This is a genomic window from Methylomonas sp. HYX-M1 (assembly GCF_040741385.1).
Taxonomy (GTDB): Bacteria; Pseudomonadota; Gammaproteobacteria; order Methylococcales; family Methylomonadaceae; genus Methylomonas; species Methylomonas rhizoryzae.
Window position 1 is genome coordinate 4,296,543 of sequence record NZ_CP160405.1, and the last position, 25,103, is coordinate 4,321,645.

26 protein-coding genes and 1 riboswitch are annotated in these 25,103 nt (G+C 51.5%); of the genes, 14 read left to right on the forward strand and 12 right to left on the reverse strand.

Features of this window, described 5'->3' with window-relative positions; translation table 11 throughout:
* Positions 1-229: 229 nt before the first annotated feature.
* The 5 genes from AB0A83_RS19395 to AB0A83_RS19415 are packed head-to-tail and all read right to left on the reverse strand — an operon-like array spanning position 230 to position 4,726.
* Entirely contained in the window at positions 230-742 is a 513-nt protein-coding gene (locus AB0A83_RS19395; RefSeq protein WP_367154992.1) for a disulfide bond formation protein B, read from the reverse strand.
* The gene (locus AB0A83_RS19400; RefSeq protein ID WP_150051327.1) at positions 723-1,427 is read right to left on the reverse strand and encodes a TrkA family potassium uptake protein; all 705 of its coding nucleotides are present in this window, start codon (positions 1,425-1,427) and stop codon (positions 723-725) included. Before AB0A83_RS19400 ends, AB0A83_RS19395 begins: the two co-directional genes overlap by 20 nt.
* A complete protein-coding gene (locus AB0A83_RS19405; protein WP_150051329.1) occupies positions 1,424-3,028 on the reverse strand; it encodes an NAD-binding protein in 1,605 nt (534 codons plus the stop codon). The genes AB0A83_RS19400 and AB0A83_RS19405 overlap by 4 nt, the downstream gene beginning before the upstream one ends.
* Before the next feature lie 4 nt (positions 3,029-3,032).
* Positions 3,033-3,734 (reverse strand): SDR family oxidoreductase, encoded by a 702-nt coding sequence (locus tag AB0A83_RS19410; RefSeq protein ID WP_332095524.1) that lies wholly within the window; start codon positions 3,732-3,734, stop codon positions 3,033-3,035.
* A complete protein-coding gene (locus tag AB0A83_RS19415) occupies positions 3,734-4,726 on the reverse strand; it encodes a spore photoproduct lyase family protein (RefSeq protein WP_150051333.1) in 993 nt (330 codons plus the stop codon). Before AB0A83_RS19415 ends, AB0A83_RS19410 begins: the two co-directional genes overlap by 1 nt.
* A gap of 98 nt (positions 4,727-4,824) precedes the next feature.
* Here AB0A83_RS19415 and ribF point away from each other — a divergent pair, with 98 nt between their 5' ends.
* The 3 genes from ribF (at position 4,825) to apbC (ending at position 7,298) form a co-directional block, all read left to right on the forward strand.
* Positions 4,825-5,763 carry a bifunctional riboflavin kinase/FAD synthetase gene (ribF, locus tag AB0A83_RS19420; protein WP_367154993.1) on the forward strand — a complete coding sequence of 313 codons (939 nt, stop codon included), beginning with the start codon at positions 4,825-4,827 and terminating at the stop codon, positions 5,761-5,763.
* A 2-nt stretch (positions 5,764-5,765) separates the two neighbouring features.
* Positions 5,766-5,972, forward strand: a complete 207-nt coding sequence (locus AB0A83_RS19425) for a DUF1289 domain-containing protein (protein WP_367154994.1) — start codon at positions 5,766-5,768, stop codon at positions 5,970-5,972.
* A gap of 234 nt (positions 5,973-6,206) precedes the next feature.
* A complete protein-coding gene (apbC, locus tag AB0A83_RS19430; RefSeq protein ID WP_150051339.1) occupies positions 6,207-7,298 on the forward strand; it encodes an iron-sulfur cluster carrier protein ApbC in 1,092 nt (363 codons plus the stop codon).
* A 63-nt stretch (positions 7,299-7,361) separates the two neighbouring features.
* On the opposite strand, the gene proB is transcribed toward apbC, so the two are convergent.
* The 4 genes from proB to rplU form a co-directional block, all read right to left on the reverse strand.
* Complete coding sequence (gene proB / locus AB0A83_RS19435) at positions 7,362-8,483, reverse strand: glutamate 5-kinase (protein WP_367154995.1); 1,122 nt, start codon at positions 8,481-8,483, stop codon at positions 7,362-7,364.
* Entirely contained in the window at positions 8,470-9,519 is a 1,050-nt protein-coding gene (cgtA, locus tag AB0A83_RS19440) for an Obg family GTPase CgtA (protein ID WP_150051343.1), read from the reverse strand. The genes proB and cgtA overlap by 14 nt, the downstream gene beginning before the upstream one ends.
* Positions 9,520-9,601: 82 nt before the next feature.
* Complete coding sequence (rpmA, locus tag AB0A83_RS19445; RefSeq protein ID WP_150051345.1) at positions 9,602-9,859, reverse strand: 50S ribosomal protein L27; 258 nt, start codon at positions 9,857-9,859, stop codon at positions 9,602-9,604.
* Between the two features lie 17 nt (positions 9,860-9,876).
* The gene (rplU, locus tag AB0A83_RS19450; protein WP_150051347.1) at positions 9,877-10,188 is read right to left on the reverse strand and encodes a 50S ribosomal protein L21; all 312 of its coding nucleotides are present in this window, start codon (positions 10,186-10,188) and stop codon (positions 9,877-9,879) included.
* Between the two features lie 215 nt (positions 10,189-10,403).
* Here rplU and ispB point away from each other — a divergent pair, with 215 nt between their 5' ends.
* On the forward strand, positions 10,404-11,408 hold the full coding sequence (ispB, locus tag AB0A83_RS19455; protein ID WP_150051349.1) for an octaprenyl diphosphate synthase: 1,005 nt from the start codon (positions 10,404-10,406) through the stop codon (positions 11,406-11,408).
* A gap of 50 nt (positions 11,409-11,458) precedes the next feature.
* Here the strand turns inward: ispB and AB0A83_RS19460 are convergent, their stop codons facing one another.
* Positions 11,459-11,872 (reverse strand): hypothetical protein, encoded by a 414-nt coding sequence (locus tag AB0A83_RS19460; protein WP_150051351.1) that lies wholly within the window; start codon positions 11,870-11,872, stop codon positions 11,459-11,461.
* Between the two features lie 208 nt (positions 11,873-12,080).
* Positions 12,081-12,183: riboswitch (TPP riboswitch) on the forward strand.
* A gap of 31 nt (positions 12,184-12,214) precedes the next feature.
* Between AB0A83_RS19460 and thiC the strand changes: the two genes are divergently transcribed.
* The 6 genes from thiC (at position 12,215) to AB0A83_RS19490 (ending at position 20,125) form a co-directional block, all read left to right on the forward strand.
* Positions 12,215-14,083: a phosphomethylpyrimidine synthase ThiC gene (gene thiC, locus AB0A83_RS19465; RefSeq protein ID WP_150051353.1), complete on the forward strand. Its 1,869-nt coding sequence runs from the start codon at positions 12,215-12,217 to the stop codon at positions 14,081-14,083.
* Between the two features lie 363 nt (positions 14,084-14,446).
* Entirely contained in the window at positions 14,447-14,974 is a 528-nt protein-coding gene (locus tag AB0A83_RS19470; RefSeq protein WP_150051355.1) for a hypothetical protein, read from the forward strand.
* Between the two features lie 253 nt (positions 14,975-15,227).
* Positions 15,228-18,677 carry an AAA family ATPase gene (locus AB0A83_RS19475; RefSeq protein ID WP_367154996.1) on the forward strand — a complete coding sequence of 1,150 codons (3,450 nt, stop codon included), beginning with the start codon at positions 15,228-15,230 and terminating at the stop codon, positions 18,675-18,677.
* Between the two features lie 314 nt (positions 18,678-18,991).
* Positions 18,992-19,627 carry a transcriptional repressor LexA gene (gene lexA / locus AB0A83_RS19480; RefSeq protein WP_367154997.1) on the forward strand — a complete coding sequence of 212 codons (636 nt, stop codon included), beginning with the start codon at positions 18,992-18,994 and terminating at the stop codon, positions 19,625-19,627.
* A 9-nt stretch (positions 19,628-19,636) separates the two neighbouring features.
* Positions 19,637-19,789 carry a hypothetical protein gene (locus AB0A83_RS19485; protein WP_190303340.1) on the forward strand — a complete coding sequence of 51 codons (153 nt, stop codon included), beginning with the start codon at positions 19,637-19,639 and terminating at the stop codon, positions 19,787-19,789.
* A gap of 9 nt (positions 19,790-19,798) precedes the next feature.
* A complete protein-coding gene (locus tag AB0A83_RS19490; protein ID WP_150051361.1) occupies positions 19,799-20,125 on the forward strand; it encodes an NGG1p interacting factor NIF3 in 327 nt (108 codons plus the stop codon).
* A 37-nt stretch (positions 20,126-20,162) separates the two neighbouring features.
* Here the strand turns inward: AB0A83_RS19490 and AB0A83_RS19495 are convergent, their stop codons facing one another.
* Positions 20,163-21,323, reverse strand: coding sequence for a PilT/PilU family type 4a pilus ATPase (locus tag AB0A83_RS19495; protein ID WP_150051363.1), 1,161 nt, complete (start codon positions 21,321-21,323; stop codon positions 20,163-20,165).
* Positions 21,324-21,453: 130 nt separating this feature from the next.
* On the opposite strand from AB0A83_RS19495, the gene AB0A83_RS19500 reads away from it, so the two are divergent.
* The 4 genes from AB0A83_RS19500 to AB0A83_RS19515 are packed head-to-tail and all read left to right on the forward strand — an operon-like array spanning position 21,454 to position 24,927.
* Positions 21,454-22,497 carry a tRNA (5-methylaminomethyl-2-thiouridylate)-methyltransferase gene (locus tag AB0A83_RS19500; RefSeq protein ID WP_150052100.1) on the forward strand — a complete coding sequence of 348 codons (1,044 nt, stop codon included), beginning with the start codon at positions 21,454-21,456 and terminating at the stop codon, positions 22,495-22,497.
* Positions 22,494-22,718 carry a sulfurtransferase TusA family protein gene (locus AB0A83_RS19505; protein WP_367154998.1) on the forward strand — a complete coding sequence of 75 codons (225 nt, stop codon included), beginning with the start codon at positions 22,494-22,496 and terminating at the stop codon, positions 22,716-22,718. The genes AB0A83_RS19500 and AB0A83_RS19505 overlap by 4 nt, the downstream gene beginning before the upstream one ends.
* Positions 22,719-22,740: 22 nt before the next feature.
* A complete protein-coding gene (gene argJ / locus AB0A83_RS19510; RefSeq protein ID WP_150051367.1) occupies positions 22,741-23,955 on the forward strand; it encodes a bifunctional glutamate N-acetyltransferase/amino-acid acetyltransferase ArgJ in 1,215 nt (404 codons plus the stop codon).
* On the forward strand, positions 23,956-24,927 hold the full coding sequence (locus tag AB0A83_RS19515) for a Nudix family hydrolase (RefSeq protein ID WP_367154999.1): 972 nt from the start codon (positions 23,956-23,958) through the stop codon (positions 24,925-24,927). It abuts the gene before it with no gap.
* Here the strand turns inward: AB0A83_RS19515 and yacG are convergent.
* Positions 24,899-25,102, reverse strand: a complete 204-nt coding sequence (yacG, locus tag AB0A83_RS19520; RefSeq protein ID WP_150051371.1) for a DNA gyrase inhibitor YacG — start codon at positions 25,100-25,102, stop codon at positions 24,899-24,901. The two genes, AB0A83_RS19515 and yacG, sit on opposite strands and share 29 nt — an antisense overlap.
* Between the last annotated feature and the right edge of the window lies 1 nt (position 25,103).

Here is a 25,103-nt window from a genome sequence, read left to right on the forward strand (position 1 = left end):
GCTGTGGATAACTCTGTGGATGGCAATGGAATTACTAGGATTAGTGCCGGTTTTTATTACAATTTTTTTAAATTGACCATTTTTGCGACAATGAATAATATTGTTTATATTCAATTAGTTACATAAAAATATTTCGATCTGGAATCTCAAATTTTCGAAAACGGCGCAGCTTAAGCGCATGATCCATTTTTGTGCATAACATCATTGCCGGGCGTCGATTCGATACCGTTTAAAGCAATTCGTCCGCCGCTTGCCGTTTAGCAAGAACAATGGCCGACAAACTGAACATGGCCAACAACAGAAAGGCGATTAACGTCCAAGCCGGAATGCTCAAGCCCAAAAACGTCGCATCCACTTGCGCGCACTCGCCGGTTCCGGTCAACATCAACTTCACGGTATCGGTCAAGGGAAAATGCTTGAAAACATACTCCAAGCCGGGGCTGCACTCGGGCACTTGTTCAGGCGGCAAATGCTGCAGCCAAACGTGTCGGCTGGAGATGCTCGCGCCGATTAAGGCACTGACCGCCCCGCCAATCGCGTAAGCCTTGATTCCCTTGTTATGAAGGGCGGCAACCAGAAACACCAGACCGGTCGCCAAAATGGCCAAACGTTGAGAAATACATAACGGGCAAGGTTCCAATTCTTGGACGAACTGAAGATAGGCCCCCATGCCCAACAGCGAAATACAGCCCAAAAACCCGATTAAAAACCATATGCGCGGCTTAAACATTGCCAGATTCATCGTTCACGTCCTGCTTGAAAGCTCTAATTTCCCGCGAGGGGCCCAAAATTACCAACACATCGCCCGGATTCAAACGCCGCTCGGCTTGTTCCGCCGCCCAATGCATGCGACCTCCCTGACGTTTGTTCACCACTCCGACCAACACTAAATTGTAGCGGCTGTTTAAAGCCAAGCGACCGATTTCGACTTCCAACAGACTGCAGCGTTCCGGCACGACAACTTCGGCCAAATGCAAATCGTGGCGGCCGAACACGGTATGATCGAACAAGTCGGTAATTTCCGGCCGGGTCAGCATCTCGTGTATTTTGCTACCGCAAATTTGGTATGGGTCGATAATCTTATTCGCCCCCGCTGCCAACAGCTTTTCCGACGCGTCGGGATTTTCCACGATCGCGATAATTTGCAAATCCGGATCCAAGCCGCGCGCCGACAGGGTAAGAAATACATTTTCCGAGTCGTCCTCGAAACAACAGAGCAAGGCATCCACCGGGCCGCCGATGCCGACCGACTTGAGCTCTTCGTCGCTGCGAAAATCCAGCAAGCGTGCATCGAATCCCGATTCTTCGGCCTGCTGCACATGTGCCAACTGGTGATCGTAAACGATCATTCTATGGGTAGCGATGTCGATACGATTCATCGCCTCCCTGGAAAGCCGGTTATAGCCGAACACCGCGATAGCTTTCATGGCATTGCCTTGCCGCGCAGACGCCGCTGCACCAATTCGCTGCGGAAATGTTCGATACCGTATTTATGCCCCAACACTACCAATAGATCGCCTTGCCGCAGTTCGAAATGCGCTTCCGGGTTGAAATAAAAATGCTGCTGCTTTACCCGATATTTGTTCTTGTGTTTTAAATGAATGGCGTTGCCGCTAATCACCCCAAGCAAAGTCAACTTCCATTGCTGTAATTGCAATTGACCGATTTGGCGACGATCCAGAGGCGATTCTGCATCAACCAACACGGTTTCCATTGCAATATCGCCTTGCTGGCGCAACACCCCGGACAAGGCTTCGAACGCCACCGGCTGCCCCAAGTATTCGGCAACCAACAAGCCGGCCACTTGAAACGGCAAAATCACGCTATCCGCGCCGGCCTGATACAGTTTGTTCTGATTTTCCTGACGGTTTGCCCGGGATACGATGCGAATCGTCTTATTCAAATGCCGGCTGGTCAAGGTAACGTACACGTTGACCACGTCGTCGCCGGTGATACATAAAATGGTGTCGGCACCGCGGCAAATTCCGGCGTTGATCAACACTTCGTTACGGGTGGCGTCGGCGCAGATTGCCGGGTAGCGGAGTTTTCGGGCCAGCGCGACGTTTTGTCCATCTTTATCGATGACCACGAAAGTTTGGCCGTCCTTCGCAAGCTGACCGGCAACTTCCTGCCCAACCCGCCCGAAGCCGCAGATAATCACGTAACCCTTACGCCGCTTGAGCTCGGTTAATATTTTGTTTTCCCGCAATTCCGGCATCTTTTCGTTGAAAGCGGCAATCAAAATCGAGGTAAAAAATGCCAGGATACCGATGCTGGTAAAGATCAAGATGATAGCGACCAGCCGCCCCCCCGAAGTGTGCGGGGTTATATCGCCGTAACCCACCGTCGCCAAGGTGACGATGGCCCAATAAAATGCATCGAACAAATTGCGAATATCCGTACCGGCTTCGGGATATTCGAACACGTAAATGGAAACCGCGGCGATAAACAGCAAAAAACCGGTGAATATCAAAAGGCTTAACAACTCGAAGCGCCTGCCGGCTAGCACGTCCGCGTACAAGCGGATGCTGTCGGAGTAGCGAAACAGCTTGAATAAGCGAAAGATCAGAAAAATCCGCAAGATGCGTAACGGCCGATAACTGGGCAAGATCGCCAGCAAATCGATAATCGCGAACGGCGACACCACATATTCGACTTTTTTGAATAAGGCTTTGCCCAAGGCCGCAAAAATCCTGAAGCGGACGTTCAGGTAAGCGGCTTTTTCGTAGTCGGCAATAATGATTTCGTGGCTATCGGAATATACCCAAAGCCGCAACAGGTATTCTACGACCAGCACGATCAGAATACCCCACTCGATCAGGTCGCCCGGTCCGCCGGACGGATAACCGGTTTCGTACAACAGCAGGTAAACGCTGAGAAACACCAGGCAGATCATAAAGCTATCGAAATACGATTTAGCCTTACCGGCCGGATTCTCCAAAAAATCCCAACAAAAACGCTTTATGGCTTGGTAAGAACCGGACGCTTTCAACGAATAGGCAAAATAGACGACAAGGCGACTGAGCATGCGGTTATTTTTTGAACGAAACGACTTTGGTGAGCGGGCTTAAATTGATTTCGTCCAAGGCGCAATAGCGGCCGGCATTCAACACGAAACAAACGGCGTCCGCCACATCCTGTACTTGTAGCGCTTGCGCCGGCGCGCTACCCGGCCGAAAGGCAAGCTGATCGAAAAACGGTGTATCAACCATGCCCGGATTCACTAACGACACCCTGACCCCGGTTCTACCGCATTCCTCCCGCAATGCCTGAGTAAATCCGCGCAACGCAAATTTGCTGGCGCAATAAATGCTGCCGTTGCGGCTACCGGATAGTGCCGCTTCCGATCCGATATAAACCAGATTCGCGTGCTGTTTTTGCTTCAGCTGCGGCAGCAGCCAGCGGGTCAAACAGGCTTGCGCCGTGAAATTCACCGTCATAAGTTGCTCGATCTGCTGTGTGGACATCTGCTCCAACGCGCCGAACCTACCGTATCCGGCGGCAAATATCACGCCGTCCAAGCCGGGATAATCGTCGCTAAGCTGCTTTGCCCACCGTTCCACAGCCGATAAATTCGCTAAATCCAAGCCCATCGCCACGAAGCCCGGCATATCCGGCCGAAATTTCTGCGGCTCCCGGCTGGTGCCTATCACCGTATGTCCCTGTATCAATAAGCGCCTGGCTACCTCGCGGCCTATACCGGAGCTGGCCCCTGTGACTAAAAGCGTGCGCATCAAGCCCGACACGGAAAAAAAATCTCGCTAGACAGGTATTCCAACAACATCTGCCGGCAATCCTCGAACATCGCCTGTTCCAAATCCGCCCGGTACGACACCATGCCGGCTTGCGCTTGCAACGGACCCGAGAATAGTCGCTCTTGCGGATACAATTTGTGCATTTTTTTAAAATACGCCTCCGGCAAACGGAACACCCCCAAGCTGACCGAATGCAAGCGAGCCGGATCAATCCGTGCGAATACCTGTTCGAACAATGCGCGGTATTGGCGCCGATAGTCCTGTTGATAGATCAAAGGATCGAAACGTAAACCGACCTGCCAACCTTGCCGCTGCAATTTAGCCGCCGCCTCCAGTCTTTTGAACAAAGGCGGCGCTTTAGCTTCCACTTTCTCGGCCACCCCCTCCGGCGACAGACTAAAGGCCACCACGCAACGCGCCACAGGCTCGCGGGCCGTCAAGCTTCTGATTTGCGTGCTTTTGGTGCGCAGTTCCAACCAGGCGTTCGGCAAAGCATCGAATAGAGGCAAAAAATTGTCGGCAAATCCGGTCACCGGCTCCAAGGCCAAACTGTCACAATCGTAACCCGAGAAAAAATACACCGGCTGCTGCGGAGTTTGCGCGCAAATGTCGCGGATCTGCTGCTGAAAATCCTCGTAGTTCACAAACAGCACGTAATTGGCCGACTCCAGCATCCCTTGCAGAAAACAGTAGCGGCAGTCGTACAAACAATTCAGCATATGGGAAAAATAATAATTGCGGCTGCCGCCTATGCCGTAGCCGGGCGGCGCCGGCAGTACCCATTTGTGATGTTTGCGGGCTAAAATCAAGGCTGGCCGGCGTTTCTGCAAACGAAAGTTTTGCGCCTTCGGGTTAAACACCTCACCGTAACGTTCGCACTCGACGATGCGGGCTTGGGCGAAATTTTTTCTAATCGCCAAGGTCCGCGGATGCTCGGCAACGGCGGCTTCGATATAAAGTGTGTCTATCATGCCTTGGGCGCTTGCGGGTTTCGGGCCGTCATTATAAATGAGGATGGGTTGAACGACCCGATCCTGTTAGAATCACGGCTTTTAAGTTCCTTACACCGATGCGTTTAATCCGGGGTATCAACCGCTTAGAAGCACTGCAGCATGGCTGCGTACTCACCATAGGCAATTTCGACGGCTTGCATTTAGGCCACCATCGCGTAATCGCCCGACTGGCGGCGCACGGACAGCACCTTGGACTACCGACGGTCGCGATGATATTCGAGCCCCAGCCCTTGGAATTTTTCCTCGGCGACCACGCCCCGTCCCGCTTGACCCGTTTAAGAGAAAAAGCCTTACATTTCGCCAAACTGCCTATCGATTATTTGCTGGTGCTGCCTTTTTGCAGCACTTTGGCGGATATAGACGCGGAGCGTTTCGTCCAACACATTCTGATCGACCGGCTCAACATCAGACATTTGGTGGTCGGCGACGATTTCCATTTCGGCAAAGCCCGCCGGGGCAACTTTGCGCTGCTAAAACATATCGGCGAACAAGCCGATTTCAGCGTGGAAGCGACCGATTCCTTCGAATTAGACGGCTTAAGAGTCAGCAGCACTCTGATTCGGGATGCGTTGGGAGAGGGCGATCTTGCCACCGCAAAGCTGCTGCTGGGCCGAGATTACTCGGTATGCGGCCGCATTGCGCACGGAGACAAACGCGGACGAGAGCTAGGCTTTCCTACCGCCAACTTGAAAATGTTCCGCAAAAATACACCCTTGGTCGGCGTGTTCGCAGTGACCATGAGCGGCTTGGACGGCAAAGCATTACACGGCGTCGCCAACCTAGGCACCCGGCCAACCGTGGATGGTGTCAGCAAACCGGTGTTGGAAACGCATTTGTTCGATTTTGACCGGGATATCTACGGGCGCTATGTGGAAGTGCATTTCAAAATGAAACTACGCGACGAAACCCGTTTTTCGTCGTTGCCCGCGTTGAAACAGCAAATCGACATAGACATCGCCCAAGCCCGGGCTTTTTTTGCCGGTTGCGCCACGTGAGCATGAACGACAATACCGTACCTTCGCCCTGCGTGCGTAATTGCTGCCTGAACGAGGAAGACGTTTGTTTGGGCTGTTTTAGAACCTGCGCGGAAATTTGCAGTTGGTCGCAAGCTAGCGGCGAACAAAGACGGGAAATCTTGCGCAAGGCTGCACAACGACGCAAGCTGGATGCACTAAAACGCGGCATTCCCGGAAACAGGCATTGAAGGCATGCCGGTGCCATGCGCTATTTTGCAGACCTGGGCATCAAGTCTTATCACTGTTGCGCTAAGCTCTTGAAAGCAATTCTATTTGCAATGCACCAAATTCGGCTGTGTCCACACCGTACGCGCCAGTTTGACAATCTCCGCCGGCCGCTTGGGCCAAGCGACCAATCAGTGTTACGCTATCCCTAGCGTTTTACTTGGTTTTCACCCGATTTTTTTATTTAGGAGTCCGCAATGACCGGCATTGACAAGGCTGATGTCGAAAATTTACTTAAAACTTTTATCGATCCCAATATGGCCACCGACTTGGTCAGCGCCAAGGCGGTAAAACAAATCGCCGTCGCAGGAGCAGACGTCTCGGTAAAAATCGAACTGGGCTATCCCGCTAAGAGCTATATAGAGGAGTTGCGCCGGCGTCTGCAGGAAAAATTAGCTTCTCTGCCCGGCGTCGGCCAAATAAGACTGGAAGTCGACGTTAACATCGCCGCCCATTCCGTGCAAAAAACCCTTAAGCCGTTACCCAACGTCAAAAACATCATCGCCGTGGCATCCGGCAAAGGCGGGGTCGGCAAGTCCACTACTTCGGTTAACATCGCTTTGGCGCTAGCCTCGGAAGGGGCAAACGTCGGCATTTTGGACGCCGACATATACGGCCCCAGCATCCCGACCATGTTGGGCGTGTCCGGACAACCGGACACTGTCGACGGCAAAATGTTGTTGCCGAAAGTATCGTTCGGGATTCAAACCATCTCCATCGGCTATCTCGTCGATCCCGACCAGCCTATGATTTGGCGAGGTCCGATGGTCACCGGCGCACTACAGCAACTACTCACCCAAACCCAATGGTCGGACTTGGATTACTTGATCATCGATTTGCCGCCGGGCACCGGCGACATCCAACTGACTTTGGCTCAGCAGATTCCGGTCAGCGGCGCCGTGATCGTAACGACTCCGCAAGACATCGCGCTAATCGACGCGCAACGCGGCTTGGGAATGTTCGAGAAAGTCAACGTGCCGATTTTAGGCTTGGTGGAAAACATGAGCATCCACATTTGCAGCAACTGCGGACATGAAGAAGCCATTTTCGGCCAAGGCGGCGGGGTGGCGATGGCCGAGAAAAACCACGTGGAACTGCTAGGTTCGCTACCTCTCGACATCAGCATCAGGCAATTGGCCGACAGCGGCCGCCCGACCGTTGTCGCCGACCCGGACAGCCGAGCGGCACAAATGTATAAGGCCATTGCCCGGAAAATGGCCGCTAAACTGGCACTGCGCGCTAAAGATTACAGCGGAAAATTTCCGAACATCGTCATCCAGAATACCTAGACTTAAACCGACGGTTGCCTCCGGAAATTCCGCGTAAACAGCGCACGGCTATGGACGCCTGCTTTAGATCAATACCAAATTGTCTCTGTGGATTAATTCGGCATCGTCGGCATAGCCGAGCAAGGTTTCGAACTCATTGCTCGGTTTGCCGGCGATTTTGAACGCCTCGTCAGCGGAATAATTGATTAATCCTCTGGCAATTTCCCGGCCCTGCAAATCCCGACAAGACACCAAATCGCCGCGCTTGAAGCTCCCTTGCACGGCTTTGACGCCCACGGCCAACAAGCTTTTGCCGGCATCGCGCAAGATTTTCACCGCCCCGTCGTCTAACGTCAGATTACCCTTGACCTGCAATTGCCCGGCCAACCACTGCTTACGGGCAACCAACGGCTCCAAGGTCGGAACGAGGTAGGTCCCTAAATCTTCGCCGGAAAACACCCTATCGATCGCCTTCTCCGCTTTACCCGACACAATGACGGTCGCCGCTCCGGAACGCGCGGCCAAACGCGCCGCCCGGACTTTGGTAAACATGCCGCCGCGCCCCAGGCCGCTGATGCTGTCTCCGGCCACTTGATCGAGCAATGGTTCGGCAACGCTAACGCGCGAAATCAATTTAGCATCGGGATTCAAGGTCGGATTCGCGTCGAACAGACCTAATTGATCGGTCAAAATAATCAATAAATCGGCTTGCACCAAATTCGCCACCAACGCCCCCAAGGTGTCGTTGTCGCCGAAGCGAATCTCTTCCGTCGCGACCGCATCGTTTTCATTAATGACCGGCACGACGCCGAAATCCAGCAGTGTCAATAAAGTACTGCGCGCATTCAAGTAACGCTGCCGGTCGGATAAATCGTCGTGAGTCAACAAGACCTGTGCCGCCAACAAACCGTGCAGTTGAAATTCGTCCTCGAAGCGCCGGACCAAGCCCATTTGCCCAACCGAAGCCGCTGCTTGTAATTCATGCAAAACCTTAGGCCGCGCTTTAAGCTTTAATCGGCTCATCCCTTCGGCGACCGAACCGGACGACACCAACACGACGTCGACGTTTTCCCGGCGCAGACCGGCCATTTGCGCCACCCAATCCGCGATAGCCGCTTTATTTAGCCCCCGGCCGCCGTCGGTTAATAGCGAGCTGCCGATTTTGACGACCACTCGCTTAGCTTTACAAAACTCAGTCCGGCTCATCGTTTTTTACCGCCTGTAGCGCCGCCTTTTGTTGATCCAAAAAATCCATGATGGCGAACATCAAGGCTTGAGTGCCTTGGTTTTTGAGTGCGGAGATTTTAAATACCGGCCCTTGCCATTCGAGTTCTTCGATTATGGCTTGACAATGCTGCTCCAGTTCGTCGTCCGGCACGTTGTCTATCTTGTTCAACACCAGCCAACGCGGCTTTTCCGCCAGTTCGTCGCTCCATTTTTCCAATTCACGGATGATCTTACGCGCGGAGGAAACCGGCGTTTCTTCGCTCTCGTAGGGTGCAATATCCAGCACATGCAGCAACAACCCGGTCCTGGACAAATGCTTAAGAAACTGCAGACCCAAACCGGCGCCTTCCGCCGCACCCTCGATCACGCCGGGAATATCGGCAATCACGAAACTACGCATGTCGTCGATACGGACCAAGCCTAAATTAGGGTGCAAGGTCGTAAACGGATAATCGGCTACTTTAGGCCTGGCCGAGGAAACGGTACGGATCAAACTGGATTTACCGGCATTCGGCATGCCGAGCAAACCGACGTCGGCTATGACCATCAATTCCAGGTGCAACAGCCGATGCTCGCCCGGCGAACCTTTGCTGCACTTTTGCGGCGCTCGATTGATACTGCTTTTAAAGCGGGTGTTGCCTAAACCGTGGAAACCGCCTTTGGCAACCAACAAGGTCTGGCCGACCCGAGTAAGATCGCCGATCTTTTCGCCGGTCGTCGCTTCGTAAACGAGGGTTCCGGGAGGCACCGGAACAAAGCAATCCTCGCCTTTGCGCCCGGTGCAATTTCTCGCCATGCCGTTTTGGCCGCGCTGCGCCCTATGTACCGAATGGTAACGAAAATCCACTAAGGTATTGACGTTCTCCGTAGCGATTAAATAAACGCTACCGCCGTCGCCGCCGTCGCCGCCGTCCGGTCCTCCCAGCGGAATGTATTTTTCTCGCCTGAACGAGACGACGCCGTTACCGCCATCGCCCGCCTCTACCCGTATATCCGCTTCGTCGACAAATCTCATGTTACACCGCTAGAAAACAAAAAAGCCCCGCTGAATAACGAGGCTTTCTGCATCGATTGTGCGCGAGGCACAGTCTGAAAATTTATGCTGCAACGATACTAACGAATTTGCGGTTATTCTCGCCTTTTTCAGCGAATACCACTTTGCCGTCTATCAGCGCAAACAAGGTATGGTCCTTACCGATACCAACGTTGTCGCCGGCATGAAATTTTGTGCCGCGTTGACGCACCAAAATATTGCCCGCTTTAACCACTTGACCGCCGAAACGTTTAACGCCTAAACGCTGAGCATTAGAGTCGCGCCCGTTTCGGGTACTACCACCTGCCTTCTTATGAGCCATTTTCTAACCTCGATTCGTTATGCGGAAATGCCAGTAATCTGGACTTCCGTGTAATATTGACGATGCCCCATTTGTTTCATATGGTGCTTACGTCTTCTAAATTTTATGATTCTGACTTTTTTGTGTCGGCCTTGAGAAACGACAGTCGCCGTTACTTTACCGCCATCGACAAAAGGCTGCCCCACTTTAACCGTGTCCCCGGACTGCACCATCAACACTTTATCAAACTCAACGCTGTCGCCTGCGCCCAACTCGAGTTTTTCAATTTTTAGGGTAGTACCTTCCGCGACACGATATTGTTTACCGCCTGTTTGAATTACCGCATACATCAGCGTAAGCTCCGTCAAGCATTGCAATTAAATAGAACAGACTATTATATTTTTGTTATTTCAATAGGTCAACGCGAAATTGCGGTTAAAATACAGCTAATTGAACTCGCTCCCCGCGAGTGGAACACGGGTACTATTGACACTATTGAACAATATCAATAGGATTCCGCCCATTTTAGCCCAAGCCCGCGCTACCGGACGACGAAAATCTCCACATGACAGCCACCAACTCTACGACCTCTCCGGTCACTATCGATTTCGAATCGATCAAAAATTTGACTGCGACGGAAACGCAAGCGACTGATCGGTTGATCATAGAAGAGCTTAGTTCGGATGTTGTTCTCATCAACCAAATCGGCCACTACATTATAGGCAACGGTGGCAAACGCCTGCGTCCGATGCTACTGCTGCTCGCCGCCAAAGCGCTCGGCCACGTGGACAAGCACCACCTCACCCTAGCTGCCGTCATCGAATTCATTCACACAGCCACCCTGTTACACGACGATGTGGTGGACGAATCCGTGTTGCGTCGCGGCAAAGAATCCGCCAACGCGGTCTGGGGCAATGCGGCCAGCGTATTGGTCGGCGACTATTTGTATTCCACCGCCTTCGAAATGATGGTTCGCACCAATAACATGCGCGTGATGGACATCATGTCCAAGACCACAACCGCGATTGCCGAAGGCGAAGTCCTGCAATTGTTAAATTGCAACAACCCCGACACCACCGAAGAAAAATATCTGGACGTCATCGCTAGAAAAACCGCCATCCTATTTAGCACGGCAACCCGGTTAGCCGCCGTAATCTCCGGCAGCAATAACGCAATTGAAGAAGCACTCGCCGTCTACGGCCAGCAACTCGGCGTCGCCTTCCAATTAATCGACGATGCTTTGGACTACAAAGCCAACACCCAGGAACTCGGCAAAAACCTCGGCGACGACTTAGCGGAAGGCAAACCCACTCTACCGCTTATATACGCAATTGAGCACGGCTCGCCGGAACAGGCACGGACAGTAATAGAAGCAATTAAAAAAGGTTCGCGCGAAGCGTTTAACGCTGTTTACCAAGTCGTCTTAGCTACCGATGCAATCGAGTACACCGAGAAATGCGCGGAACGGGCTGCGGAAAAAGCGATTAGCGCTTTAGAAATCTTGCCCGAGTCCGCATACAAAACCGCCCTGATCCAATTAGCGCATTTTTCCGTGCAGCGGGATTATTGATCGCATCGACTTGAATTCCGCACATCTTGCAACACTGCAATCCTCGCAGCTTAGACATCGCCCGCCGCCCCTTCCTCCGCCAACAACCCTCCAGCCTGTTGGATGAGACAGAGTAGCGCGGCGTGCTGCTTTTCGATTTTATCGAGCAACTCGCCCAACAAAACCCCCGCCTCACCCTCCGCACTCAGATCGCACAATCTTGCTTCCAGCGAACTCATCACGTCGTTATCCACCATCCCATCCAATTCGTCTATCAGCGGATCGAAGCGCATTCGCTCGGCAAATTCCAACTTATCGATTTGCGCGGCACATTCTCGTAACTTCTCACAAATCACCAGAATCCGCCTAACACAGTCCGTCATATCCTGAAACTGGGAAAGCCCATTGACTAACAAATCCAGCTCGCGCGCGGCTTGATCAACATGTATCAACCATTGTTTAAAACGTTTTTTTACCGACTTCATGCCAGCCCGACCTCGACCTATTCGAAAAAAATTAGCTGATAACCAACGCCTGTCCCAGCAAAAAAGCATTGCAAACCAACCCTGCGCAAATTCCCGCAAAGCAGGCGCCCGCGACTTGAAAACTCATCTGTTTCTTAAGAAATTTAGCAGCTTATCCAGTACTAGAATACTTGCAATTATGCGTTCAATCCATTACCTTAACCGTCCAACCAAAGGCTAGGGGTGCTTGTGCCGACTGTCGGCAAAGCTGAGAAAAACCCTTCGAACCTGAACCGGTTAATACCGGCGTAGGGAAGCCAAGCCCTTCCCTGCGCTCACGACTATTGATTTTTGGAGACACTGATGAGCGCTGTCCGCAACGACATTACTACCGACACCGGCAGTAACATTAGAATCGATTCCTACCCCGCATCGGAAAAAGTATATCTCGAAGGCAGCCGCCCCGACATCCGAGTGCCGATGCGCAAAATTCATTTATCCGACACCCCTGCCCACTTCGGTGCAGAAAAAAACCCGCCGATATACGTCTACGACACCTCCGGCCCCTATACCGATCCGAATTACCCCGTCAATTTGCACAAAGGACTGAAATCCGTTCGGACCGCGTGGATCGAAGAGCGCAGCGATACCGAACAACTTATTTCGCCCAGCTCCAAATACGGCCAAGAACGGCAAAACGACCCCAAAACCTCCCACTTGCGTTTCGAGCACATTCGCCTGCCCAGACGAGCCAGACACGGTCATAACGTCAGCCAAATGCATTATGCGCGCCAAGGCATCATAACCCCGGAAATGGAATTCATCGCCTTACGGGAGAACCAAAATCTGGAAGAAATGCGCGACCGCTATCAAGGCCAACACCCCGGATTTTCTTACGGCGCCAATATTCAGTCTTACATCACCCCCGAATTCGTCCGCTCCGAGGTGGCACGCGGACGCGCCATCATCCCGGCCAACATCAACCACCCGGAACTGGAACCGATGATCATAGGCCGCAACTTCCTGGTCAAGATCAACGGCAACCTGGGCAATTCAGCACTGACCTCGTCGATCGAGGAAGAAGTGGAAAAAATGCTGTGGGGCATCCGCTGGGGTGCCGATACCATCATGGACTTGTCGACCGGCAAGAATATCCACGAAACCCGCGAATGGATTTTGCGCAACTCACCGGTTCCTATCGGCACCGTGCCTATCTATCAGGCGCTGGAAAAAGTCGACGGTAAAGCCGAAGAATTAACTTGGGAAATCTTCCGCGACACCTTGATCGAACAAGCCGAGCAAGGCGTCGATTACTTCACCATCCATGCCGGCGTGCGCCTACACCACGTGCCACTGACCGCCCGCCGCTTGACCGGCATTGTCTCGCGTGGCGGTTCCATCATGGCCAAATGGTGCCTGGCTCACCATACCGAGAGCTTCCTCTACACCCATTTCGAAGAAATCTGCGAAATCATGAAGGCCTACGACGTGTCGTTCTCGCTGGGTGACGGCCTGCGCCCCGGCTCGATCTACGATGCCAACGACGCCGCCCAGTTCGGCGAACTGGAAACCCTGGGCGAGCTGACCCAGATCGCCTGGAAACACGACGTGCAAACCATGATCGAAGGCCCCGGCCACGTGCCGCTGCAAATGATCAAAGTCAACATGGACAAACAGCTGGAAGATTGCTTCGAAGCGCCGTTCTACACCCTGGGCCCTTTGACCACCGACATCGCCCCCGGTTACGACCACATCACTTCAGCCATCGGCGCCGCCAACATCGGCTGGTACGGCTGCGCGATGCTCTGCTACGTGACCCAGAAGGAACACCTGGGCTTGCCTAACAAACAAGACGTCCGCGAAGGCATCGTCACGTATAAAATTGCCGCCCATGCCGCCGACCTGGCCAAGGGCCATCCCGGCGCGCAGATTCGCGACAACGCCATGTCCAAGGCCCGTTTCGAATTCCGCTGGGAAGACCAGTTCAACCTGGCGCTGGATCCGGAAAAAGCCCGCTCGTTCCACGATGAAACGCTGCCCAAAGAGTCTGCAAAAGTCGCCCACTTTTGCTCGATGTGCGGCCCGCACTTTTGCTCGATGAAAATCACCCAAGACGTGCGTAACTACGCCCAAGAACGCGGCATGCAGACCGAAGAAGCCCTTAAACAAGGCATGCAGGAAAAATCGGAGGAATTCTTAAAAGACGGCGCCCGCATTTATCGAGAGGTCTAGCCGCCGACAAAATCCTCAGCGATGTCAACTTATTTAACATCAGCCGACCGAAAAAACCTATAAAACGTGACAAGCCGGCAACAAAAACTATTTTTTAGCCACAATTAGTATGCATTTTGGCCACAACCTTCAGCCAGCGCCCCTAAAACAAAGTAAAAGTGTCGGATATTTTGACACTCATCTCATTTTAATGTGGTAATACATTGATAAGTAGTTAACAATTTTTAGGCTTAAAATTTGCTTCAGACCAACCGGGAGAAAAGCATTTAATGGCATTCGTATAAGATTCAAGCTTCTGCGCAATTTAAATGCCTTTTTCCCATATCCCTTAATACTTAATGCAACTCTTGAAGGTGTTTACTTATGTTCTCTAAACTCAAAGCGAGCATGGTACTGGCGCTAGCATTAGCCGCCAATATCGCTCAAGCCGGTGTATGGGCACCAGCAGCCAACCCGTTAGTAGCAGCGGACTTACAAACCCTTTACCAATTGCCTAGCAATGCGGAATTCGGGATTTTTGAAGATACCGCAGACGTCTCTTCAGCCGCACCGGTATTAACCTTTATCGGCGGAGCCGAAATCACTTTCGCTCAAAGCGGAAGCGACTACACCGTTAGCGCCAATGGCTCAGAAGGAACTTTATCCGGATCATTCATGTTCCAATTCGGCTGGAATAACAATGGCGTTTGGGAAACCGAAACCTCCAGCGCGCAATTGACTGCAGACGGCTTTTGGCTGTTAGCATTCGGAACCGGTCAAGGCAATTTGGTTCCGTTGTTAGCACAAGTAACACCCATGGGCGAAGTCGGCGAAGTACCGCTACCGGCAACCGCATGGTTTATGGTAACTTCACTGTTCGGCATGCTGTTCGTAGGCCGCAGAAAAGCTTAATAAGCTGATTAACTCGTGACTGCGAGTTATTAAAGCCGGTTAACCGAGCACTTTTGGTTAACCGGTTTTTTTTGTCCAAAATACGTATGGCCTATCTATTCTCGCAATCCCGTTAAATTAGACGTCACGATGCGCCGCATCATTTCGATTGCCCACCGAATCCGCAACATCGGTTTTCTCCCTCGTTTCCTTGGTGTAACATCTGCGCCACCCAATTATTGCCGCTCGCGTGTTCAGCTTTTAGATTCCTTCTATGCGCATACTTAATCTGTACTTCAAAAACATCAATTCGCTGGAAGGCGAGAGCCGCATTCATTTTGATAAAGGCCCGATTGCCGACAGCGGCGTGTTCGCGATTACCGGGCCGAACGGCTCCGGAAAGTCGAGCATACTTGATGCAATGACCCTAGCGTTATACGGAGAAACCTATCGGCTAAACAAGCCTGCAACCCACGTCGTCACCAAGCACGCGCAAGAATGTGCCGCGCAAGTCGAATTTGCGGTTGAAAACAGCCGCTACAGAAGCGCTTGGCGCATAGACCTCGTCAACCATTTAAATGAACAGATTGACTTAGCCCAGCCGAGCATGCAGCTATGGGAAATCACCGGCCAGGAGGTATTGCTCGCCGAAACGCCTAATCAGGTGCGCAAGCTAATCGCCGAATTGACCGGGATGGATTTTCACAAATTCAGCAAATCCATTGTTCTACCCCAAGGGGATTTCGCCGCGTTTTTACGCGCCCTGGATAGCGAACGCATGGATATTTTGGAAAAGATCAGCGGCTCATCCATCTATTCCGATCAAATTAAACAACTGGAAGCCAAGCATGCACAGATAAGCCAAACCCTTACCCAACTAAGGCAAGACTTGGCGGCCCTACCGTTAATGAGCCAAGCGGAAGTCGATGCCGCAATCCATGACTTAGAAGACAACCAAGACGAAGTTGCCGATTTAAAACAAAAACAGCAACGATACCAAAGCAATTTGGCACAAGCCCTGCAGATTGCCGAGCTTGAACAGACACAACAAAAACTGCACATCCAGCAACAGACATTAACGACCGACTTACACCTGCGAGAATCTCAATTAGCACAGATCGATCAACACGCCGCCGCACTACACTACCGTAGCGACATAGAATTACTGGACCAAAAACAAACGCAGATCAGAACCTACCAAACCGAACTCGAGCAAATTCGTCACGAATTAACGCTTCTACAAGCCAAGCTTGCCGCGTCAAACGCCACAGCAGCACCGCCCTTGTCCGAGAAATCGTTGGCCGAACAGCAACAAGCCATAGACTCACTAAAACTTTCGGTCAGCGAACTAAAACTTGAATTGCCTCGCCAACAGGAATTAGCCGAGTCTATCCGCCAAGCGATACACAATAGCCAAAATGCACAAAGCGAATTAGACCTCTGGCTGGATAAGCACTCGAGCGATGCTGTACTGGTCGAACAATTTCCCGATGTTGTCCGCTTACGCAATTTACGCAATGAACTCGTTGAACTCGGCAAAAAACAAAAAAACCAGACTAATTGGAGCAAAAATACCGGGGCTTCATTGCAGAAGACAAAGGACTCCCTGCAAAAGCTACAAGCCGAATTGAAAGACTCGACCGCCAAGATAGAAGCTGATCGGCAAACCTTGGCCGAATTAGCTCAAGGTAGACCAATCGACAGCTTGCTCGACTTGCAACAAGAACAGCAAAACCGCGTCAATGATTTCTTAGAGTTGATCTCGCTAGCAAACGCCACAGCCAAACTCACCCATAAAGGCTTGCTGAGCTGGCTAGGCATCAAAAAGCCTGCCGAAACCCCGCTGGACGCCAACCTGCTGGTGTCTCGCGTCGACGAACTGCACATAGAAATCGCCCGAGAAGAAAACATCATCAAAGTCTTGGAACGCGCCTTGCGCAACGAGGCTCTGGTCAAAAAAATGAGCGCCGAAAGAGCCAAATTGATCGAAGGCCAGCCGTGTTTCTTGTGCGGCTCTACAACTCATCCTTATGCGCAAAAGCCACCGGTCTTTACCGATGCCAAACAAGCGCTCCATGATCAACGCAACAAAATCCAGGCCTTAAAATCGCGTCTGGAGCAGGCTAACGCCCAGCTCATCAGCACCGAAAAACAAAATTTCCGCTTAAGCGCCAAACAGAAACGTTTGCAACAAATGCAATCACAATGGACGCTATTGGCTAATCGCTTGAACATCATGCGCGCCGAAATGCATATCGAAAATTTGTCGCTGCAAAAATATTTACTGGCGCATGAAATGGAAGAGCTGGACAAAATAAACGGCACGGTCAAGCAACACCAAAGTTTACAGCGCAGCATCGCCAAGATGCAGGCCGATGTTGCCGCCAAACAAGAACAGCAACAAAAATTGGTGCTCAGCGTCACCGAGTTGGAAGCCGCATGGGCCAATAGGCCCGCGGATTACGATGAAGTGGAAAAGCGCTTCACAGAATGCCGGCTGGAAGAACAAGCATTAAGTACCGCGCTTAAACAACAACTGGCAACCTTAGGCGAAAAACTGCCGGGGCGCGGCAAAGAAAACTCCTTGTTCGATCGTCTCAACGCCAGACGCCAGGATTACCAAGTCTATCAGCTCCGAAAACAAGGAGTCCTCAAGGAAGTCGCCGGCTTGCAAGAACAATTGCGGGCCGGCGAAAACCGCATAACGCTGTGTCAGCAGCAATTACAACAATACAGCGAGAATTTAAATAGCCAAGAACAGCTAGGCATTCACATCGCCATCATCGAAAAACAAAAACTGTTGATCGCCCGCGAACACGAATTGCGCATCGTACAAATAGAACACAACACCATCTTGGAAACCGTCGCACACCGACTTGCCGGCACTTCCATTAAGGACATCACCATGTTGCGAGAGCTACTCGCGCTCATTGCCCGGCAAGCCGAAATTCAAGCGGCCCACGACAACCTCAAGGCGCAGCTTGACGAAAATGCCGAGCGCCGGGTAGGAATGCAAACAGAATTGGCCGAGGCCTATGCACAGGCAAGCGATTTGCCGGCTCCGCAAGAGCTTCAACACGAACTGCAACAAATCGCCAATCGGATCGAGCTATTCGAGCACGAAATCGTCCGCTTGGAGCAGAAACTCGAAAAACAAAATACCTATCGCGATCAATTTGAAAGCTTATCGCGACAATTAGAGCAGCAAAGTAAACTTTACGAACAAACCGGCAGCGAATTGCAGGCTATTCAGGACGATCCCGCCGGTTTCAAGCAACGCATACGGCAAATACTGGCAGACCGGCTATTGGCGGAAACCAATCGCATCTTGGAACGGTTAAGCGGCCGCTATTTTGTCCGTAGCGGTGTCAGCGAACACGGTTTGGCTTTGGAAATAGAGGACAGCAAGCAACAAAACGTGCGCCGCTTGCCGCAAACGCTTTCGGGCGGAGAAAGCTTTGTCGTCAGCTTGGCTCTGGCACTCGCTTTAGCCGAAATCGCCGGCAACGGTAAGTCGATCGACTCGTTCTTTTTGGACGAAGGATTCGGCAATCTGGATGCGGAATCGCTATACCTAGTGATGTCCACGTTGGAGAACCTAAAAACTCACGGTAAAGTGATAGGCGTTATTTCCCATATCGACGGCGTGAAAAAGCGTATCAAGACCCAAATCGAATTGGTTAAAAAACCCAACGGGCTTAGCGAATTGAAAATGGTCGCTTGATCCTAACGACCATGAAGGTCTGGCAAATGAAAGGTAGTTTGGCATAGTCGCGACGATGGCCTTGCGAATCGCGGCTATGTGTCGTTCCCACCATGACTTTCATAAGTAACAATCAAGACCACAGTAAAGCCGCTATAGCGAGCCCTGACACCTCACTGGACTAACATCCAAAGCCTTCTCAACCGCCACAACCGTCCTGCTATTTAGCCACAAGTCTTAACCCACCCATACGCAAAAAATCCCTACAAACTTACATTTGTTTTTTATTTGTTCTTGGTTTATGCTTAACATAAAGAACAAATATAGAACAAAAAATGAATCTGACTCGCAAACAACAAGACCTTTTCTACTTTTTACTGAACAACCTGGACAACTTACCTCAACCCTTAACGCTAGAGGCATTATGCTCGGCCATGGGTTTGAAATCCCGCGGCTCACTACACGGACACATCAAAGCCTTGATAGACGCCGAGCTATTGGAGGCTCCGGAACGTAAACAACGCGGCATCCGTTTAACCGAGCGCGGAAAGTCTTACGCCAAACCCAAACCAAATACACAAGAGACTCGCCTGCCTTTGGTAGGAGTCATTGCGGCCGGCCGGCCCATAGAGGCTCTGGAAAACATCAGTTACATAACCGTCCCGCACCAATTGCAGACGGAAAAACCTTGTTATGTCTTAAAAGTTAAAGGCGACTCCATGATAGAACAAGGCATATTCGATGGAGACTGGGTCATTATCGAACAACGCAGCCACGCCAGAAACGGCGAAATCGTAGTCGCGTTGATCGACAAATCCGACGCAACCCTGAAAATTATCGAGCAATATCCGCACGAAACCCTATTAATCCCCGCCAATCCAGACTTGAACGTCATGCGTTACCGCCCCGAGCAAATCGAAATTCAAGGGGTATTGGTCGGACAAATGCGTAGCTATGTCTCTCACCATTAGGAGCTTCCTATGAAAACCCACTATGTGCACATGCGAGATCAAAAAGCCAATCAACAAGCCATGCAATGCCGACAAACCCGGCAATCGGCAATCAACATGCTGGAAGACGCCACCGTACTGGCCGTACTCTGGGGGCTGATGTTGCTGACAGGCGCACTTTAAAACACAGACATGTATCAAATCACGTTCTACGTCCCTGCCAGTCACTTGGACAAGGTCAAACAAGCCTTGTTTAGCGCCGGCGCGGGACGTTATCGCAGTTATGATCAATGTTCATGGCAAACTTTAGGCCAGGGCCAATTTAGACCGCTGGCCGGCGCTCAACCCTATTTGGGCGTAGCCGGACAGCTCACCAAAATTGCCGAATATAAAGTGGAAATGATTTGCGAATCGGCAAATTTACCCGCTGCACTGAATGCCTTGTTCGCAAGCCACCCTTACGAACAACCCGCCTACGCCGTACAGAAAATCTTGCAAGCTTCCGATATCGCCGACTAATCGCATACGTTATTCACCGACACCGCGGAAAATGCAATCAGTGCTCGTCTTCATTTTCGTCCTCGTCTTTGATGATTGCCTGCAGCGACAAGCCGCCGTCACCCGCCGGCTTGTCTTTAGCAGCCGTCGCAGAGCCTAAACCCTCGCTTAAATTGATTTTCAATTTCAAGTTGTTAGGTGAATCGGAATTGCGCAAAGCCTCCTCCAAGGAAATCACTCCACTTTTATATAGTTTCAGCAAGTGACTATCGAAAGTCTGCATACCGATATTTTCGGATTTTTCCATGGCCTCCTTGATGGCATGCACGTCGCCCTTTTGAATCAAATCGCTGACTAACTTGGTTCCCAGGAGGATTTCAATAGCCGCCACCCGTTTTCCTTCCACCGTGGGTACTAAACGCTGGGATACAAAAGCTTGCAAATTCAGCGACAAATCCATTAGCAGCTGCGGCCGGCGTTCTTCAGGAAAAAAATTGATAATTCTATCCAGGGCTTGGTTGGCATTATTGGCGTGCAATGTCGAAAGGCATAAATGCCCGGTTTCAGCGAATGCCAATGCATGCTCCATGGTTTCCTGGCTGCGAATTTCCCCGATCAGAATCACGTCCGGCGCTTGCCGCAAGGTATTTTTCAACGCGTCTTCGTAACTCAAAGTATCTACCCCGACTTCACGCTGGTTAACCAGCGATCGTTTATGCGGGTGGACGTATTCGATAGGGTCTTCAATGGTAATGATGTGACCGGAAGAATTACCGTTGCGATAATCGATTAATGCTGCCAACGATGTCGACTTTCCGGACCCTGTGCCGCCTACAAACAAAATCAGACCGCGTTTTTCCATGATTTTGTCTTTCAAGATTTGCGGCAATCCTAGCGCGTCGGCATTAGGAATATCGACTTTAATGTTGCGGATGACCAAGGCATGCGTATTGCGCTGCTTGAAAATATTGACCCGAAATCGGCCGATGCCCGGCTCGGCTATCGCCAAGTTCATCTCCGGCTTATGCTCGAAGCTGGCACGCTGGTCGGCATCCATAATGCTGTTTGCAATCTCGCGCAGCCGCTCGGCGGTCAATTTAACATTTTCCAACGGCTTCAGCGTTCCCTGAAACTTCGCGGCAGGCGGTGCATTTTGAGTCAAATACAAATCCGAACCATCGTGTTGAACCAATATCTTCAAATAGTCTTTAAATTCCATAAACCAACCTAGCGCAATACACCCATTGCGCTTAAGTTTAGAGTAAAGCCATTAAAGTTGAAGCAAGGTAAGCTGTCGTGGAATGGCGTATAATGTTACTTTTTTACAACACCTTGGCGTTTTTGTGGTTATCGCTCAACAAAAAAAGGCTGTAGCACTGATTTCCGGCGGTTTAGATTCCATGCTGGCCGCCAAAACCATCATGGCTCAGGGCATACATGTCGAAGGCATTAACTTTTTCACCGGCTTCTGTGTTGAAGGTCATACTCACGCAATACGCAAGCAGGACGAAAACAAACCCAAGCGCAATAATTCGTTATGGGTCGCCGAACAACTGGGCATCAAGCTCCATATCATAGACATCATAGAAGAATACAAACAGGTCTTGCTCAATCCCAAACATGGTTATGGCGCAAATATGAACCCCTGCCTGGATTGCAAAATCTTCATGGTCAACAAAGCCAAACAATGGATGGCGGAAAACGACTTCGACTTCATCATCACCGGCGAAGTCGTCGGCCAACGCCCGATGTCGCAACGCAAACAAACCATGCCTATCGTTGCGGCCGAATCCGGCGCGGACGATTTATTAGTGCGACCTTTATCCGCGCAAAATTTGCCGACTACTTTGCCGGAACGCCAAGGCTGGATCGATCGTACAAAAATGCACGGCTTTAGCGGCCGTTCCAGGAAACCGCAAATGGCATTGGCCAAGCAGTACGGCTTTTCGGATTACGCGCAACCGGCCGGCGGCTGTTGTTTTTTAACGGACGAAAGCTATTCGCTGAAACTGGTCGATCTCTGGCAAGCCCGCGGAAAGCGCGATTATGAACTGGACGACGTCATGCTGTTAAAGGTCGGCCGTCATCTGCGGCCACGGGCGCACTTCAAAATCATTATCGCCCGCGAAGATGGCGAAGCTCGCTTCATGAGCGGTTATAAAAATGATTTCATGAGTATGTATTGTACTAGCCACCGCGGACCGCTAGCCTTGATAGACGGCAATCCCAGCGATGACGATCTGCAGTTGGCCGCCCGCATAACCGCCCGTTACGGACAAGGACGGGAGGCGGATTCAGTCGAGGTCGCGGTACGTAATCCTTCAGGAGAAGAGCGGCACTTGCAAGTTAAACCATTGCCCGCCGACGAAATCGAGCAGGGTTGGTTCATATGAATCAAGAAACGTTAAACACTCACCGCTTGCTCTGTCCTTTGCCGGTCATTCGTACTCAAGACAAAGTAAAAACCCTGCAAGCGGGCGACCGGTTAACCGTGCGCTGCACCGATCCGGGGGCCATGCACGACATTCCAGCCTGGTGCCGCATCAACGGCCACAAAGTTCTGGAAACCAAAGCCGAGAACGGCGAATATGTAGTGGTATTGGAAGTTGCTTAATTTATGTCGAATGGGAGATGACATGGCAGTAGGACTCTGTGATTTTCCAACTATGCATCCGGTAGCGGGAATCAAACTCGGTACGTGTAACGCGGGAATCAAACAAACACAACGAGATGACGTTTTAATCATTCAAATGGCTGAAAACGGCAGCTGTGCGGCAGTATTCACGCAAAACGCCTTCTGTGCGGCTCCGGTCATTCTCGCTCGAGATCATTTGACCATGGGAGCGCGCTGGTTGCTGGTCAACTCCGGTAACGCCAACGCCGGCACCGGCAAGCAAGGGCTACAGGATGCTTTTGCCTGCTGCGCAGCGGTGGCGGACGAAGTGGACGCTATAGCCCAACAGGTATTGCCCTTTTCTACCGGAGTCATCGGCGAGCCGCTGCCCGTGGACAAAATTGCCGGAGCAATACCCAAGGCGGTGGCCAATCTCGATGAATCACATTGGGATAAGGCCTCCCGAGCCATCATGACCACGGATACTTTCGCCAAAGGCGCTTCCTGTGCCGTCGAGATCGCCGGCCAAAAGATAACGATCACCGGTATCGCAAAAGGCGCCGGCATGATACATCCCAACATGGCGACTATGCTCAGTTTTGTCGCCACCGACGCGACGGTTGAACAATCCGTCTTGCAACACATTTTGTCCGAAGCGGTTGAACAATCATTTAACCGTATTACGGTGGACGGCGACACATCCACAAACGATGCTTGCGTTTTATTGGCATCCGGCTGCAGCAACGCTCCGGAAATATTGCCCGGCACCGATCACTACGCGGTATTTTCCGCAGCCGTCTCGCAAATACTCAAACGCCTGGCCGAGTTGATCGTACGAGACGGGGAAGGCGCGACCAAACTGATACGGATTGCGGTGGAGCAAGCGAAAGATGACGCCGAAGCCGTATTAGTGGCCAAAACGATTGCCCATTCACCCTTGGTTAAAACCGCATTTTTTGCCAGCGACCCGAATTGGGGGCGCATTTTGGCAGCAGTCGGCCGAGCCGGCCTTGTCAATTTAGAGTTAGAAAAAGTACAAATTTATCTGGGTACGGTTTGTATCGTCGAAGCCGGCGGACGCTCACCCGGCTATACCGAACAAGACGGGCAACGCGTAATGGATCAAGCGGAAATCGCAATTACCGTGCGGCTTGGCCGCGGCAACGCTTGCCAAGAAATTCTTACCTGCGATTTTTCCTACGATTACGTCAAGATCAATGCCGAATATCGCACATAAATGTTAGATCCAGCCCCGTTGCATGTCGCTGTCGGCGTAATACGCAACCCGGACGGCCGAATTTTGTTAACTCAACGCGCCAAGAATGTTCACCAAGGCGGCTTATGGGAATTTCCCGGCGGTAAGCTGGAGCCGAATGAGTCTCCGGAACAAGCCTTATACCGAGAACTGCATGAGGAAGTCGGTATTGAGGTCCATCACGCACGACCGTTACTGAAAATCAAACATCGATACCCGGAGCTGGCGGTTCTGTTGGATGTGTGGCAAGTAGTCGGATATTCAGGAACGCCGTACGCGCGCGAAGATCAAGCAATGGCCTGGGCTAAGCCCGACGAACTTTCCGATTACAGATTCCCTGCCGCTAACTACCCGATCATAGCAGCCGTGCGCCTACCCGATCGCTATGCAATTTTAGAGGGCGTAAATTGTTCTTCGATTTCGGACAAACTGGAATTATTAAAAAAGCAAGGCATCAGCCTGTTGCAATTTCGTTGTAAATCGGCCCGGACATCAGAAATTAGCCAGCTCCATCATCAGGTCGCTGCTTTTTGCAAAAGCAATGCTATTACCTTGCTTGGTAACTCCGATCATAACTTCGAAGCACACGATATCGACGGCATTCATCTTACGGCACGCCGGCTGGTAACCCTGAATCATCGCCCTCGCGGTTTCGACTGGGTTGCTGCATCTTGCCATAATATTGGGGAACTCGAACACGCACAACGCATTGGCGTGGATTTTGCTGTTTTAGCGCCCGTCATGCCTACCCCAACCCATCCGGACGCGCCTGCGTTGGGTTGGTCGGCTGTAAGCAGCTTAGTGGCCGAAATTAATATTCCGGTCTTCGCCATGGGCGGTTTGAAAGCGACCGATCTACAACGGGCAATTGCGGCCGGCTGCCAGGGTATGGCCGGTATTAGCGCTTTTTTAACGGCCGACAAATTCACTCAGAAGCCTGACCGGAGCTATTGAGCTCGGAAAATTCGACCGGTTCGCCTGGAATTTTATGCGCCTCGGTGGCCCAATCACCTAAGTCGATCAATTTGCAACGTTGGCTGCAAAACGGCTTATAGCGCTGCTGAGCAACCCAAGGCACCTGTTTTTTACAAGTCGGACACGACACAAAAAACAGGTTTTGCTCGCTCATC